This window comes from Zoogloea sp. GW822-FHT05C07, assembly GCF_058800215.1.
This window is the reverse complement of record NZ_CM179510.1, coordinates 2,645,382-2,657,538: the sequence shown is the minus strand read 5'-3', so window position 1 is coordinate 2,657,538 and position 12,157 is coordinate 2,645,382. Positions and strand designations below refer to the sequence as shown.

Annotated in this window: 15 protein-coding genes, 1 tRNA gene, 1 other RNA gene and 2 pseudogenes; 12 read left to right on the top strand and 7 right to left on the bottom strand. The window is 60.4% G+C overall.

Features of this window, described 5'->3' with window-relative positions; genetic code table 11:
* Window positions 1–5 precede the first annotated feature (5 nt).
* From AC3QL2_RS12530 to ssrS, 4 genes are all read left to right on the top strand, one after another.
* Window positions 6–1,517 carry a cobyric acid synthase gene (locus AC3QL2_RS12530; RefSeq protein ID WP_493230691.1) on the top strand — a complete coding sequence of 504 codons (1,512 nt, stop codon included), beginning with the start codon at window positions 6–8 and terminating at the stop codon, window positions 1,515–1,517.
* Window positions 1,518–1,549: 32 nt separating this feature from the next.
* Window positions 1,550–1,744, top strand: a complete 195-nt coding sequence (locus AC3QL2_RS12525; protein ID WP_493230690.1) for a coiled-coil domain-containing protein — start codon at window positions 1,550–1,552, stop codon at window positions 1,742–1,744.
* 1 nt (window position 1,745) lies between these two features.
* Complete coding sequence (locus tag AC3QL2_RS12520; RefSeq protein ID WP_493230689.1) at window positions 1,746–2,042, top strand: cell division protein ZapA; 297 nt, start codon at window positions 1,746–1,748, stop codon at window positions 2,040–2,042.
* A gap of 35 nt (window positions 2,043–2,077) precedes the next feature.
* Window positions 2,078–2,259, top strand: a non-coding RNA gene (ssrS, locus tag AC3QL2_RS12515) — 6S RNA.
* Between the two features lie 87 nt (window positions 2,260–2,346).
* Here ssrS and AC3QL2_RS12510 read toward each other — a convergent pair.
* Window positions 2,347–2,802: a c-type cytochrome gene (locus AC3QL2_RS12510; protein ID WP_493230688.1), complete on the bottom strand. Its 456-nt coding sequence runs from the start codon at window positions 2,800–2,802 to the stop codon at window positions 2,347–2,349.
* A 147-nt stretch (window positions 2,803–2,949) separates the two neighbouring features.
* Here AC3QL2_RS12510 and AC3QL2_RS12505 point away from each other — a divergent pair.
* Window positions 2,950–3,026 (top strand) — tRNA-Arg (locus AC3QL2_RS12505).
* A 146-nt stretch (window positions 3,027–3,172) separates the two neighbouring features.
* On the opposite strand, the gene AC3QL2_RS12500 is transcribed toward AC3QL2_RS12505, so the two are convergent.
* Complete coding sequence (locus AC3QL2_RS12500; protein ID WP_493230686.1) at window positions 3,173–3,388, bottom strand: helix-turn-helix domain-containing protein; 216 nt, start codon at window positions 3,386–3,388, stop codon at window positions 3,173–3,175.
* A gap of 147 nt (window positions 3,389–3,535) precedes the next feature.
* Here AC3QL2_RS12500 and AC3QL2_RS12495 point away from each other — a divergent pair, with 147 nt between their 5' ends.
* From AC3QL2_RS12495 to AC3QL2_RS12480, 4 genes are all read left to right on the top strand, one after another.
* The gene (locus tag AC3QL2_RS12495; RefSeq protein ID WP_079437374.1) at window positions 3,536–3,772 is read left to right on the top strand and encodes a hypothetical protein; all 237 of its coding nucleotides are present in this window, start codon (window positions 3,536–3,538) and stop codon (window positions 3,770–3,772) included.
* Window positions 3,765–5,003 carry an Arm DNA-binding domain-containing protein gene (locus AC3QL2_RS12490; RefSeq protein ID WP_493230685.1) on the top strand — a complete coding sequence of 413 codons (1,239 nt, stop codon included), beginning with the start codon at window positions 3,765–3,767 and terminating at the stop codon, window positions 5,001–5,003. The genes AC3QL2_RS12495 and AC3QL2_RS12490 overlap by 8 nt, the downstream gene beginning before the upstream one ends.
* Window positions 4,996–5,967: an HD domain-containing protein gene (locus AC3QL2_RS12485; RefSeq protein WP_493230684.1), complete on the top strand. Its 972-nt coding sequence runs from the start codon at window positions 4,996–4,998 to the stop codon at window positions 5,965–5,967. The genes AC3QL2_RS12490 and AC3QL2_RS12485 overlap by 8 nt, the downstream gene beginning before the upstream one ends.
* 144 nt (window positions 5,968–6,111) lie before the next feature.
* The gene (locus AC3QL2_RS12480; RefSeq protein ID WP_493230683.1) at window positions 6,112–6,705 is read left to right on the top strand and encodes a hypothetical protein; all 594 of its coding nucleotides are present in this window, start codon (window positions 6,112–6,114) and stop codon (window positions 6,703–6,705) included.
* On the opposite strand, the gene AC3QL2_RS12475 is transcribed toward AC3QL2_RS12480, so the two are convergent.
* The gene (locus AC3QL2_RS12475) at window positions 6,687–6,962 is read right to left on the bottom strand and encodes a helix-turn-helix domain-containing protein (protein ID WP_493240410.1); all 276 of its coding nucleotides are present in this window, start codon (window positions 6,960–6,962) and stop codon (window positions 6,687–6,689) included. The genes AC3QL2_RS12480 and AC3QL2_RS12475 overlap by 19 nt on opposite strands.
* Window positions 6,963–7,148: 186 nt before the next feature.
* Between AC3QL2_RS12475 and AC3QL2_RS12470 the strand changes: the two genes are divergently transcribed.
* Together AC3QL2_RS12470 and AC3QL2_RS12465 are read left to right on the top strand one after the other, a co-directional pair.
* Window positions 7,149–7,802 (top strand): hypothetical protein, encoded by a 654-nt coding sequence (locus AC3QL2_RS12470; protein WP_493230680.1) that lies wholly within the window; start codon window positions 7,149–7,151, stop codon window positions 7,800–7,802.
* Window positions 7,803–8,155: 353 nt separating this feature from the next.
* On the top strand, window positions 8,156–8,599 hold the full coding sequence (locus AC3QL2_RS12465; protein WP_493230679.1) for an Xre family toxin-antitoxin system antitoxin: 444 nt from the start codon (window positions 8,156–8,158) through the stop codon (window positions 8,597–8,599).
* Window positions 8,600–8,789: 190 nt separating this feature from the next.
* Here AC3QL2_RS12465 and AC3QL2_RS12460 read toward each other — a convergent pair whose 3' ends face one another.
* Complete coding sequence (locus AC3QL2_RS12460) at window positions 8,790–9,116, bottom strand: hypothetical protein (RefSeq protein ID WP_493230678.1); 327 nt, start codon at window positions 9,114–9,116, stop codon at window positions 8,790–8,792.
* 90 nt (window positions 9,117–9,206) lie between these two features.
* On the opposite strand from AC3QL2_RS12460, the pseudogene AC3QL2_RS12455 reads away from it, so the two are divergent.
* A pseudogene (locus tag AC3QL2_RS12455) lies at window positions 9,207–9,930 on the top strand (transposase); the annotation flags it as partial.
* Here AC3QL2_RS12455 and AC3QL2_RS12450 read toward each other — a convergent pair.
* The 3 genes and pseudogenes from AC3QL2_RS12450 to AC3QL2_RS12440 all read right to left on the bottom strand — a co-directional run.
* Window positions 9,923–10,216 (bottom strand): annotated as a pseudogene (locus AC3QL2_RS12450) (transposase); the annotation flags it as partial. The pseudogenes AC3QL2_RS12455 and AC3QL2_RS12450 overlap by 8 nt on opposite strands.
* Window positions 10,217–10,414: 198 nt before the next feature.
* The gene (locus tag AC3QL2_RS12445) at window positions 10,415–10,825 is read right to left on the bottom strand and encodes a hypothetical protein (protein ID WP_493236655.1); all 411 of its coding nucleotides are present in this window, start codon (window positions 10,823–10,825) and stop codon (window positions 10,415–10,417) included.
* Window positions 10,822–12,156, bottom strand: a complete 1,335-nt coding sequence (locus tag AC3QL2_RS12440) for an RHS repeat-associated core domain-containing protein (protein WP_493240408.1) — start codon at window positions 12,154–12,156, stop codon at window positions 10,822–10,824. Before AC3QL2_RS12440 ends, AC3QL2_RS12445 begins: the two co-directional genes overlap by 4 nt.
* Window position 12,157 lies beyond the last annotated feature (1 nt).

Genomic DNA, 12,157 nt, shown 5'->3' with positions numbered 1-12,157 from the left:
AAGTCATGCGCCACGCTAGCACCCTGATGGTTCAGGGCACCACGTCCGACGCGGGCAAAAGCACCCTGGTCGCCGGCCTCGCCCGCCTGTTGTGGCGGCGCGGCGTGCGGGTCGTGCCCTTCAAGCCGCAGAACATGGCCCTCAACTCGGCGGTGACGGTGGATGGCGGCGAGATCGGCCGCGCCCAGGCCCTGCAGGCGGTGGCCGCCGGCCTCGACCCCCACACCGACATGAACCCGGTGCTACTCAAGCCTTCCACCGATATCGGCGCCCAGGTCATCATCCACGGCCGCGCGGTGGCCAACCTGTCGGCCCGCGACTACCACGAGTACAAGCCGCGAGCGATGGCGGCCGTGCTGGAAAGCTACGGCCGCCTGACGGACCAGTACGAGGCGGTGCTCGTCGAAGGCGCTGGCAGCCCGGCGGAAATTAACCTGCGCGACCGGGACATCGCCAACATGGGCTTCGCCGAAGAGGTGGACTGCCCGGTAATCCTCGTCGCCGACATCGACCGCGGCGGCGTATTCGCCCACCTGGTCGGCACCCTCGACCTGCTGTCGCCCAGCGAACAGGCCCGCGTGAAGGGCTTCGTGATCAACCGCTTCCGCGGCGACATCGGCCTGCTGCAGTCCGGCCTCGACTGGCTGGAACAACGCACCGGCCGGCCCGTACTGGGCGTGCTGCCCTACCTGCACGGCCTCTTCCTCGACGCCGAGGACGCGCTGGCCGACGCCCGCGTTGAAAAGGGCGAAGCCCGCCTGCGCGTCGTCGCGCCGGTCTATCCGCGCATCTCCAACCACACCGACCTGGACGCCCTGCGCCTGCACCCGCAGGTCGATTTCAGCTGGGTCGGCCCCGGCCAGCCCATTCCGCCGGCCGACCTGATCGTGCTGCCCGGTTCCAAGTCCGTGCAGGCCGACCTGGCCTGGCTGCGCGCCCAGGGCTGGGAGACGGCGATCCGGCGCCACCTGCGCTACCGCGGCAAACTGGTGGCGATCTGCGGCGGCTACCAGATGCTCGGCCGCCAGTTGCACGACCCGCAAGGCCTCGAAGGCGCTCCGGCCAGCCTGCCCGGGCTCGGCCTGCTCGACGTGGAAACCACGCTGGAAGCCGAGAAGCAGCTGGTCAATGTATCCGGCACGCTGGCGCTGCCCGGCGCGCCAACCGTGCGTGGCTACGAGATCCACATGGGCGTCACCCGTGGCGCGGCCCTCGAACGCCCCGCAGCCCATCTCTCCGACGGCCGCCCCGACGGCGTGCAGTCGGATGACGGGCAGATCCTCGGCACCTATCTGCACGGCCTATTCGACCACCCGGACGCCCTCGCCGCGCTGCTGGCCTGGGCCGGCGTCAGCGATGCGGAGCGCATCGACCTGGCCGCCCGCCGCGAAGCCGACCTCGACCGCCTCGCCGACAGCATGGAAAAACACCTGCATCTGGACCGTCTGGCCGCCTGCTTCGGCGACGGCGCCGCGGCCCGCGCCTTGCGTTCGTCATCGCCGACGGCGCTTGCTTGACCCCGTCCTCGCCCCTCTCTAACATTCGCCGCATGGACGCCGAACTCGCTTCACTCGAACAGAAACTCGAACAACTGATCAGCCATTGCACGGCTGCTCGGACCGAAAACCAACGCCTGCGGGAACGGGTCGCCAGCCTCGAAAATGCCAATCAGGAGCTCAACGCCAAGCTGAGCCAGGTCGGCAACCGTCTCGAGGACCTTCTCGCCCGCATCCCTGAGGCCTGACATGGAACAGCTGGATATCAAGCTGCTGGGGCGCGAATACCGCGTCGCCTGCAAGCCGGAAGAAAAAGACGGCCTGCTGGCCGCTGTAGCCTATCTGGATGGCAAGATGCGGGATCTGGCCACCAAGACCAATTCGTCCGGCGAACGCCTGGCCGTCATGACGGCCTTGAATATCAGCCACGAATTTCTGCAACATCAACGCGCCGGCGGGTTTGACATCCCGACGCTCAAGCGTAGAATCGAACACATAAACGGTCGCCTCGATACCGCCCTCGCTGAGCAGGTAAACCTGTTCTGAGAACGGAAAATCCGGGCAATCGAAAAGGTTTGATAAATCCCCTGCGGTGTTGGTCAAGGCTTAAAACTCCTTGAACCAATGTCTTCGTGACATGGGTCGCTGCCCATAGAAACCGTTGGTGTGCGCGTTCCTCGTCGAACGTGCCTGATACGGAAGGAATGCGGCCCCCCTGAACTCCGGTTCAGGATGAAGGCCTGACGGCACGCGCGGGGGACCCACAAAGAAAAGGCGCAGACAACGGTCTGCGCCTTTTCCATTTCCGCGCCGGCTTTTGCCCCGTGGAGCAAAAGCCGGCCAGGAAGACTTATTCCGGAGCCTTGAAGCCGGCGCCCGCCTTGTTGGCCAGGAAGGCCACGGCACGCTTCAGCTCGTCGTCGGTCAGATCGGCCGCACCACCACGCGGGGGCATGGCGTTCTTGCCGGCGGCGGCGGACTTCACCAGGGTGTCGTAGCCCTGGGCGATACGCGGGCCCCAGGCAGCCTTGTCGCCAGCCTTCGGCGCACCAGCGGCACCACTCTCGTGACACGCAGCGCAGACGGCCTTGAAGATGTCCTCACCCTTGCGGCTGCCGGGCGCAACGGCCGGCGCGGCGGCCAGCTCAACCTTGGCAACCGGCTGAACCAGCTTGGCAGCCAGTTCTTCATCGACGGCGGCCTTCTTGCCACAGCCCACGAGCTGGGTAGCAAGCGCAGCAACACCGATGGAAAGCGCAATCCGCGCAAAGGAACGAACAGGGGCAGAACGACCAAGATCCGACATGCTGAATTCCTCGATTACTGGCAAATTTAATAAAGCATTGATTATAGCGGGGCTATTCACCTTCTGTCAGGCAAAGCATGGACTTCGCCGCCGTTTCAGGCTATCCTGCGCGCCGCACATGAAAATGCGCGGCATTGTTTCCGACAGGCGCCCGTAGCTCAGCTGGATAGAGTACTGCCCTCCGAAGGCAGGGGTCGGACGTTCGAATCGTCTCGGGCGCGCCAATACATCAATGGGTTAGATCGACAGATCTAGCCCATTTTTGTTTTGTGCCCACGCCGTGCCCAACGTGTGCCCCATCCGTGCCCACTGTTTAGCGGCATTTCGCGGAAAGCAGCAGATTGATCACTGCTTTCCGTGCCTGCTTTTTTCACGAAGGCAGATTCTCCTTCACCCGCTCGAATAGATCTCCCACCTCACATGCGAACAGTTCGCAGAGGCGGTCGATCGTCTCCATGTCCACCCGGTTAGCAGTCTCGTTGTAAAGCAAAGTAATGGTGTTGCGATGAAGGCCCGTTTCACGGGCAACGTCAGCAATCTTGAGCTTTCGCTCCCCCATCATCCGGGACAGGTGACATCGGATCATTCCTTCCTCCAAAACAAAAAATCATCTTGAATGACAAAAAGAGATTGACAACGACCTTTTGAGAGATAGAATGTCACTCAGAACGACAAAACACACAGCTAAATGTGTTTTTAAAGTTCTGCGTGATTTTAATTCTTGGAGACTGTCATGTCACTGACCTACCTCACCACCGACGAACTGTCGGGCCTCATCAAGTACGACTCAAGGACGATCCGGGAACGCCTCAAGGACAGCGTCCTGCTGGAGGGTACCCACTACATCCGCCCATTTGGCGGCAGGAAAATTCTGTACATCTGGGAGCACATCGAACGCGACATGGGCTTGAAGTCGGCCGACACCAGTTTCGCGATCCCGATGGCCAACGGAGGTGTCTGCCATGGGTAGCATTCGTCGGCGAACCGACAACAATCTGCTATTTCTGGATTTTCGATTCAGGGATATCAGGTGCCGCGAGCAAACCGCTCTTCCAGACACTCCAGCAAACCGGAAGAAGGTTCAGAAGGTTCTCGATCGGATCGAAGCCGACATCGCCACCGGCATCTTCGAGTACCGCAAGTACTTTCCGGCCAGCAAAAACGCCGCCCGCTTCGATGCGCCTCCGGCAATCAGTGTCGCTGTGACTGTGACCGCTCCAAGCACACCACCGCTCGCCCCGACGCCGCTCTTCAAGGACTTCGCGGAAACCTGGTATCTGGAGAAGGAAGTGGAATGGCGTAAGTCCCACCGGATCACGATCCGACGGGAGCTCGACAGCCTGATTTCCCGGTTTGGGGAGAAGGCGGTCGGCCAAATCACCAAGGCTGACGTACTTGCCTACCGCGCCGAACTCGGCAAAGTGACTGCGCGGGGCAAGGAAACCAAGTTGTCTGCTGCACGGATCAACAAGATGCTGAATCCGCTCAGGCAAATCCTCAACGAAGCGGCCGACCGATTCAATTTTCCCACGCCCTACCAGAACATCAAACAGCTACGTATCAAGCGCACGGACGTGGATCCTTTCTCCCTTGAGGAGGTGAAATCCATCCTCGCCACCGTGCGGACGGACTTCCACGACTACTTCACCGTGCGCTTCTTTACCGGCATGCGCACTGGCGAGGTGGATGGACTCAAGTGGAAGTACGTGGATTTCGATCGCCGGCTGATCCTCGTCCGCGAGACGGTTGTCCTTGGTGACGAGGAATACACCAAGACGGACGGCTCGCAGCGGGACATCCAGATGAGCCAACTCGTTTTTGATGCGCTCAAGCGTCAGTATGAAGCGACCGGCAGGATTTCCGCATTCGTATTCTGCAATCGGCTGGGCAAGCCGCTCGATCACAAGAACGTGACGAATCGGGTCTGGTATCCCCTCCTTCGCCACCTAGGGCTCAAGAAGCGGCGCCCTTACCAATGCCGACACACGGCGGCCACCTTGTGGCTCGCCGCCGGCGAGGCGCCAGAGTGGATCGCGCGGCAGCTCGGCCACACAACCACCGAGATGCTGTTCCGGGTCTATTCCCGCTATGTGCCCAACCTGACCCGCCGGGATGGTTCGGCCTTCGAGCGCCTGATCACCCAGTCGATCGCCGAGCAGCCGCTGCCCGTTCAGCACGCGAAGGAGAACCACAATGTCTGATTCGAAACTCACTTCTGGCGTCGGTCAGTTGCCGGGCGCCGATCACCTGGTGAATCGCCTCCCCACGGTGTTTCGCCTGCAAGCCATCGCTCGCCTCCCCTTCGATGAGCGACACACTCTGTGCCAAGCCGTGTTGTTCCATGAGCAAGCCAGCCTCAAAGTCGAGTGGCTGTGCCGCCAACCTGACAACCGGCTCACCGTCGGTACCCTGGTGGCGGTCCGTTGGCTCGGTCGTCCGGTGACAATGGCTGGGGCAGTGAGGATCTCGCGTATCGTGAAGCTGGAGCGGCCGGAGGCCAGCGTGAATCCCTTCTCCACGATTCTCCATGCGTGGGTCAAGGATCGCGCGCTCATCGCGCGTGCCGCCCAACTCTGGGAAGCCATGGGTCGTCCTCTGCAACACCTGTTCAACGCGGTGTTCTGGGATCACCACCGGTTCGAGCGCTACCTGGACGGGCCCAGTTCTCTGGCGGGCCACCACAATGGCCGTAACGGCAATTTCAGGCATGCGGTCGAGGTCGCTGAACGCGCTCGGGCCCTCGCCAGCCACCACACGGAGGCGCACCTGCCGGTGCTGATCGCCAGCAGTCTCCTGCACGATGCCGGCAAGGCCGAGGAATACCGTTTCAACGGCCGGCACCGGCGATTCGAGATGACCGAGAGAGGAACCCTCCTTGGGCATAAACACACCGTACTGGAGTGGATCGCTGCCGCCCGCGTGCAACACCGGGTGATCATCCCGGAGCCCCATTACCTGGCCTTGCTCCATGCCATCACCGCCGCCAAGGGGGCCCCTGACTGGCTGGGACTGCGGGAGCCGCTCAGTCTCGACGCCCACATCCTTTCGATGGTGGATCGTCTGTCCGGGCAAGCCGATCTGGTGGCCCGCCATGCGCCGGTACAAGGCGGATTTGGTGCCTACCACCGGCATCTGGGCGGACGGCCTTACGTACTGAGGGAATGAGGCCACTCAGGGCAGGCTCCGCCGCTCGGCCTTCCCGCGGCGGCGGAGCAAAGTTATCGCTTTGAGCATTGAGGCGTTCCGTTTTGCTGATTCTGACAGCGGACGTCCCGTCATTCCCATTCTTGATATTGTTTGGAGAGTCTCATGAATCCACATGAGGGTAGCGCTCGTCCCAATAGTCCATCACTGCACGGCACCCGCGTCACGCGTACCTTTGAATTGGCCAATCCGCGTCTCATAGACACCTGGAAATGGAGGTTCGCCGAGATCAGCGACCGTCTGTATGCCATTTCCGTCATGGGCCCCACGGTGCTGCGCGAGAGCTATCCCACAGCAACATCCGAGGAGATCAAGGATTTGATCAAGCTGCAGTCGCACAAGATCGAACAGATGATCAAGTGGGCCGACCAGCAACTCCTCACGGAGAACCTGCAGATAGGCCAACCCGGCCGACTCGAAGTCCTCAACGCGGCCATTCGGACGCCGCTGGCCAGTGCTTACATCGATCTCTTGATCCAGGTGGACTGTGCGCTTCGCTTGCTCGACTCGCTGTGGCTGCAAGGCGCTCTCACCGACGCTGGCCATGCAGAAAGGGTAGCGGCGATGCGGCGAATACCACGAAGGGTTCTGGGCGCAATCAGAAAGGCGCATTGGCACTGCCGCAGAGACATACAGGCCCAGTATGCGAGACACGCCTCCTCTACTGATGCGCAGCACACTCACTCAGACTGCAACTGACGGATCAATAGGTGGAGCTGGTCGCGGGAGCAACCACCCAGAATCCGAATCAACTCCGCCAGGTCGTCATCCGGCTCATACAGGTAGGAGACAGGCACCCCCAGTTCAGCAGCCAGGCGTTGGGCTGTTTGCAGATCCGGCACATGCTTGCCCCGTTCATATTGGTTGATTCGGGCACTCGCAACGAACTGATCAACACCGGCCAAGATTCCAAGCTGCTTCTGCGATACGCCTTTTGCTTCGCGGGCCGTCTTCAAGCGCCTGGCGAACACTGATCTTTCATCCACTCTCAGTCCCCTGCTTACAAGGACTAAGAGATTCTTAGGATTTACACCTATGGCATACCAAGGAATCCTTAGCATCCACACCAACGGTACCGACGCTGCCTCCAAGGCAGCCTCACCAATCCGATATTTCTGCATCCATCGAACAAGGAAAGAAACATGCACAAGAAAGCTACCGCCCTGGCAGCCGCAATCATTCTGAGTGGCTGCGCCTCCATGAAGCCGACTTACCACACCGAGTCGACGTTCGTGATCTACGATGTCCAACCAGCGACGCTCGACAGAAATCAACTCCTGACTGCCGTACTGGGTGCAGTGCAGAAGAGCGCCACCAAGTTGAGGGTCAATCGTGACATCCCTCCCGCGGAACTTCCGGCCATCCCAGGTCGGTTCGAGCTGCAGGATCCATTCGCTAATTCGAAACTGGGTGCGCTGATGGCCTCACAGGCTCAGAACATTCGAGTCCCGGTTTGCAAGAACGCCTTGATGACCGTATCGACAGATGACACCTCGATGGCACGTTACGGAGAGCAGACGACGTTCTTTCTGTGCGTCCTTCCCTACAAGGACGGCTATCAGCTCGATATCCATGCAACTTTCACTCGCGTAAGCGGTGGCTTTAGTCCTCAAGGCATCGGTACGGCCGTTGGACGCTCTCTCGTGGGCGACTCGAGCCAGTTCATCCCTCAGACGATGTACTCGGTCCGTACAGCGGCCGAATCGGTAGGCGGCAAGGTGACGGTTGTCGATAGCTACATTCCAGAGGATTTCAAAGGCGCATTTACCAATCAGGCCGAAGGCGCTGGAAAGTGACCAATACAGGGGGAGCGTTGAGAATGGACAGTCATGCCCCTCGCGCCTCCGCCTGGTCCGAATCGACCTAGCCGCGTTGCTACTGATCGGCCCGCCGGTCCGGGGCGACGCCTACAGTCTGTTTGCCTGGAAAGCGGCGCGCGATGCACTGAACGGTGGTGCGCACCATGGTTTGCACTTTGCGTTCTCCAGATCCCGCTACGGCAAGCCGGCCATGCATGAAGCAACGTAGATCATGCGTTTTGGGGAGCACCACTTGTGACACTTACGCATCTGCACCGGCACTACGTCGAATCCGGACGTGTTACTCGAGCATGTGTCTAGAAACTAAGTTCACAGCAACGGAGCTTGCCTTGGAACCCGACACCACGACGTTTGCGAAAACCCTCTATCGAGCCTCACCGGCTGAACGCATCAGCTTCATCCGCGCTGGGGTGCCAGCCTCCAGCATTCCAGAGCTCGTGACAGCGATGCACGTGTCGCGAGAAAGCCTACTGCGCCTGCTCAATCTGCCTGCTACCTCAAGCCGACAGAAAGCCCGTTCAGAAGCCATGCTCTCGACTGAACAATCCGAGCGATTCATCGGGCTAATGCAGTTGATTGGTCAAGTCGCCGTCATGATGCACGACTCAGGCGACTCAACGGACTTTGACGCCGCCCGATGGGTCGGCGAGTGGCTTGAGCAGCCGGTCCCCGCCTTGGGTGGAGCGAAACCGTCGGACTACATGGATACGATGACGGGACAGAGGCTTGTATCCAATCTGCTTGTACAGTCGCAGCTTGGCGTGTTCGCGTAATGCCAGGGGATGGGCTGACCTACTGGGGGTAAATACGAGCCCAGGTAGCCAGCACTACCAACCGATCAAGGCACAACGAGCGGCTGCGCGGCACGACGCTTGAAGCCCCTAGGCACAGCGCCGGTGCTGCGCCTAGTGATTTTGCAAACGTGATGGAGACGTCTGGGCTTACAGGGTTGACGCTAAGAGTTCAAGTCGCCAGATCGACAATCAGGTCCATCATTGCCATTGGCACGGTACCTAATGGCTCGTCCCCAAGAACCAAAACGGACAGGTCACAGTAACGGTCCACAAACCGCACTCGCTGCGGCCCAATCATCGGAACGACCTGATGATGGTCATTGAGCAGCACGACTTCGCGGATACCCGCCTCGGACATATCAAACCCGAACTGACCCGCCCCATGCTCTGGCACAGTCAGAAAAACTTCTCCGTCATCCACCGCTGCCGTTCGTGCCAGAGCACGCTTGGTGAGAAAATAATCGGCCCTGAACAATCTGCCCCAGTCTTTCTCCACGCGGGCTGAGCATCCTTGGATGCCTTGCCGAATCTTTCAGTTTTCAATGCAATAGCTTCACTTTCTGGAAGATTGGGAGGGCAGTTTTCGATGACGACCTGGAATTTTCTCCGCGCCCGGTTGGAGGCGATGATCGATCTGCGCCACCCGCTGGCGGCATTGGCAACCCGCATGCCGTGTGCGGAGATCGAATCGGCGCTGGCGCCATGCTTTGCCCGCCAGGACCGCCAAGGGCGTAGGGCCGAAGGCTTGGATCTGTTCGGCCCAAGCGCAGCGGGGCGTCCGCGCCTGCCGATCCGACTGATGGTCGGGCTTCTGTACCTGAAACACGCCTTCGGTGAGAGTGACGAGAACGTGCTTCAGAAAATAGGCCGAGAACCCGTATTGGCAGTTCTTTTGCGGCGGCGGGTATCTTGAAACCCGGTTGCCGTGCGACCCAAGTGGCCTGACGCGCTTCCGTCGTGCGCTGGGGGATGCGGGGATGGAGGAGATCCTGGCCAAGACCATCGAGGCCGCCGTGTCGATGAAGGCGATTGCGCCCAAGGATCTAGAGCGGGTGATTGTGGACTCCACGGTGCAGGAGAAAGCCATCGCCTTTCCCACCGACATCCGGCTGCTCGAAGTTGCCCGGCGCAAATTGGTGCTGATCTCCAGGCGGGCCGGACTGGTGCTGCGCCAAACAGTCGAGAAAGAAGGCCGTAGTCTCAGGCGACGGGCCGGCGGCTACGCCCATACCAGGCAGTACCAACGGATGAGAAAGGTGCTCAAGCGCCAGCGGACGATCCTGTGTCGGGTCATGCGTGAGCTATCCCAATTCAGCGACTTGTACAGCTCTTGTGGTAATTTATGCGCGCTCTTGATCAGTGCGTTGTCCACCGTCTCGGTGTCCTTGCCGGTAAATTTGAGCGGCATCACGTAACGTGACCGGCGCTCAACGAGCGTCGCTATCTGACTGTACTGGCTTCACACAGCAGATCACCCTCCCAATGACCGGGGGCCGCTGGGTCTTCCGCCGTTGCGGGACGTTCGCTAATGGAGACGGTATCGATGATTCGGCCGTGGTTGGGCGTCTTCTGCCTGTGATGACGAGAGCGGGGCATGGTGAATTGCCCCTGGTTTCCTAGACACCCTGCAGCCTCACAACTAAGGCAATACAGTTCTCTCATCCTCGCCCCCGAGTTGCTTCGGACTCTATCGAGGCGACAACTATTCTGGCGCGGGGGGCTATAAACCAGACCCCTTATCGCTTCCCCGAATTGCAAAAGGCCGCTTATGCGGCCCTTTCCCTAGTTTCGCTGTCAGCTGAACACGACTTGCTCGCACACTGCTGCAATCTGCGCTCCGGCTGAGGGTTCGAAGACCACCAGTTCCAGTGTGCCACCTGCACAATCGTTTAACCAATCTTGCTTACGTTGCTCGGTGAGCCACGAGGCAGCGTCAGAAAGACTCGTGGCCCACGTTATCCAATGAACGATCCCGTCGGGAGAAATATTTTTCTGCGAAGACAATAGTACGCGACTCACCACGTTCTGTAACGTCAAATCCTCACAGCGAAATGCCTTCACCCCTAACAACTCGACTGTGTCGAGTGCGCCATCTTCTTGACGAAAGCTCAAACGCGCAATCGAATTGTTACGATCAACGGCTACGGTTATCAGCTCCGCATCGTGCAAGGGTAGCCCTTTAGAGTACTCATAATTCATAGTCACAACCCCCTTCCTCGACCTTGAGGCCAAGGAGAAATAGGCACACCCGGTCCGCGTATTGGCCCCCCGTTCGGACCACGGTCCCAGTTGTGAGCATGCGGCACCCCTTGCCCATGGTCGTGATCCCAATCAATATCGTAATCTGGTTTTCCATCAGAGCCATATTGACGCTCCTGACCACTACCTGGATTCACATGACATGAACCAGGTTCGCCTGTGTTCGGGGTCTTGCCCTCGCTTAAGATCGGACCAAGCACATTCCAACCAATCCAGGTCCCAACACCCGCACCAATCACGCCGCCTACGATGGTGCCAACACCCGGGAATACCGCAGTGCCGATTTCAGCGCCAATCGTCGCGCCGGCAACAGGGTTCAAACCTCGCGGGTCTCTATAGCCGAGCGGATTCCCACCCACGTATGCATACGCATTACTTCCGCCCTCGATCCCGATCGGATCGGGTGGGATATACCGCCCGAGCCTGGGCGAGTAGTAGCGATTCCAATTGTAGTGCAGCCCGCTCTCCAGATCGTAGTACTGCCCCGGGAACCTCAGGTTGATGCTGGTGTACTTGCCGTCGCCGTCCGGATCCTGAGTGGGGGCGCTTGCGCCGTAGCCATCGCTGTCCCAGCGCCACTGGATGATTCCGGCATCGTTCTTGGCCAGGCGCGGGGTGCCCAGGTGGTCGTGCTGCAGGTGCAGGGTGCGGGGCGGCGTGGAGAGCGCAGCGTGCTCGATGATGGTGATGGGTAACTCGCCCAGCCAGGCGTAGGTGCGCAGCGGCGTGCCGTCGCTGCGAGTCTCGGCGATGAGGTGATCGTCCTGGTCGTAGTGGTAGAGGATCGTCTGGGCGCCCTGGGGCGCGGCGGCGGTAGTGGTCTTGCGGCTGCGGCGGTTGCGGTGATCGTAGGCGTAGGTGGCAAGGAGGCTGCCGCTCTTCGAGACGGTCTTGAGGCGTCCGACCTCGTCCCAGGTGTAGGTGTACAGATCGTCGGCGAGGAGGTTGCCGGCGGCATCGAAGGTGACGGCAATGCCGTTCAGGGTAGCGATGCGGTCGGAGGCCGGTGTGTAGGTGACGAGCGTCGGTGGCACGGCGCCGTTGGTGCTGCGGTTGGTATTGGCATCGTAGGCATGGGCGCGGGTGCCAGTAAAGCCCGCCTCGGTCTTGAGGCGGTTGAGCTCGTCGTAGGTAAAGCTGCGGGTGCCACGGTCGCTGGAGAGGGTGGAGAGGTTGCCCAGGACATCGTAGGTGTAGGTGTCGGCACGGGCCGGCGCGCCGACCAGGAGCAACGCGGCCAAACCGATCCGGATCAGGCGCAGGAGCGAAGCAGGCATG

Bases quoted from the DNA above. Each gene is read 5' to 3' on its own strand.
- AC3QL2_RS12510 (WP_493230688.1), bottom strand. From the start codon at position 2,802: ATGTCGGATCTTGGTCGTTCTGCCCCTGTTCGTTCCTTTGCGCGGATT.
- AC3QL2_RS12520 (WP_493230689.1), top strand. From the start codon at position 1,746: ATGGAACAGCTGGATATCAAGCTGCTGGGGCGCGAATACCGCGTCGCC.
- AC3QL2_RS12470 (WP_493230680.1), top strand. From the start codon at position 7,149: ATGCACAAGAAAGCTACCGCCCTGGCAGCCGCAATCATTCTGAGTGGC.
- AC3QL2_RS12500 (WP_493230686.1), bottom strand. From the start codon at position 3,388: ATGATCCGATGTCACCTGTCCCGGATGATGGGGGAGCGAAAGCTCAAG.
- AC3QL2_RS12525 (WP_493230690.1), top strand. From the start codon at position 1,550: ATGGACGCCGAACTCGCTTCACTCGAACAGAAACTCGAACAACTGATC.
- AC3QL2_RS12485 (WP_493230684.1), top strand. From the start codon at position 4,996: ATGTCTGATTCGAAACTCACTTCTGGCGTCGGTCAGTTGCCGGGCGCC.
- AC3QL2_RS12495 (WP_079437374.1), top strand. From the start codon at position 3,536: ATGTCACTGACCTACCTCACCACCGACGAACTGTCGGGCCTCATCAAG.
- AC3QL2_RS12440 (WP_493240408.1), bottom strand. From the start codon at position 12,156: ATGCCTGCTTCGCTCCTGCGCCTGATCCGGATCGGTTTGGCCGCGTTG.
- AC3QL2_RS12480 (WP_493230683.1), top strand. From the start codon at position 6,112: ATGAATCCACATGAGGGTAGCGCTCGTCCCAATAGTCCATCACTGCAC.
- AC3QL2_RS12490 (WP_493230685.1), top strand. From the start codon at position 3,765: ATGGGTAGCATTCGTCGGCGAACCGACAACAATCTGCTATTTCTGGAT.
- AC3QL2_RS12530 (WP_493230691.1), top strand. From the start codon at position 6: ATGCGCCACGCTAGCACCCTGATGGTTCAGGGCACCACGTCCGACGCG.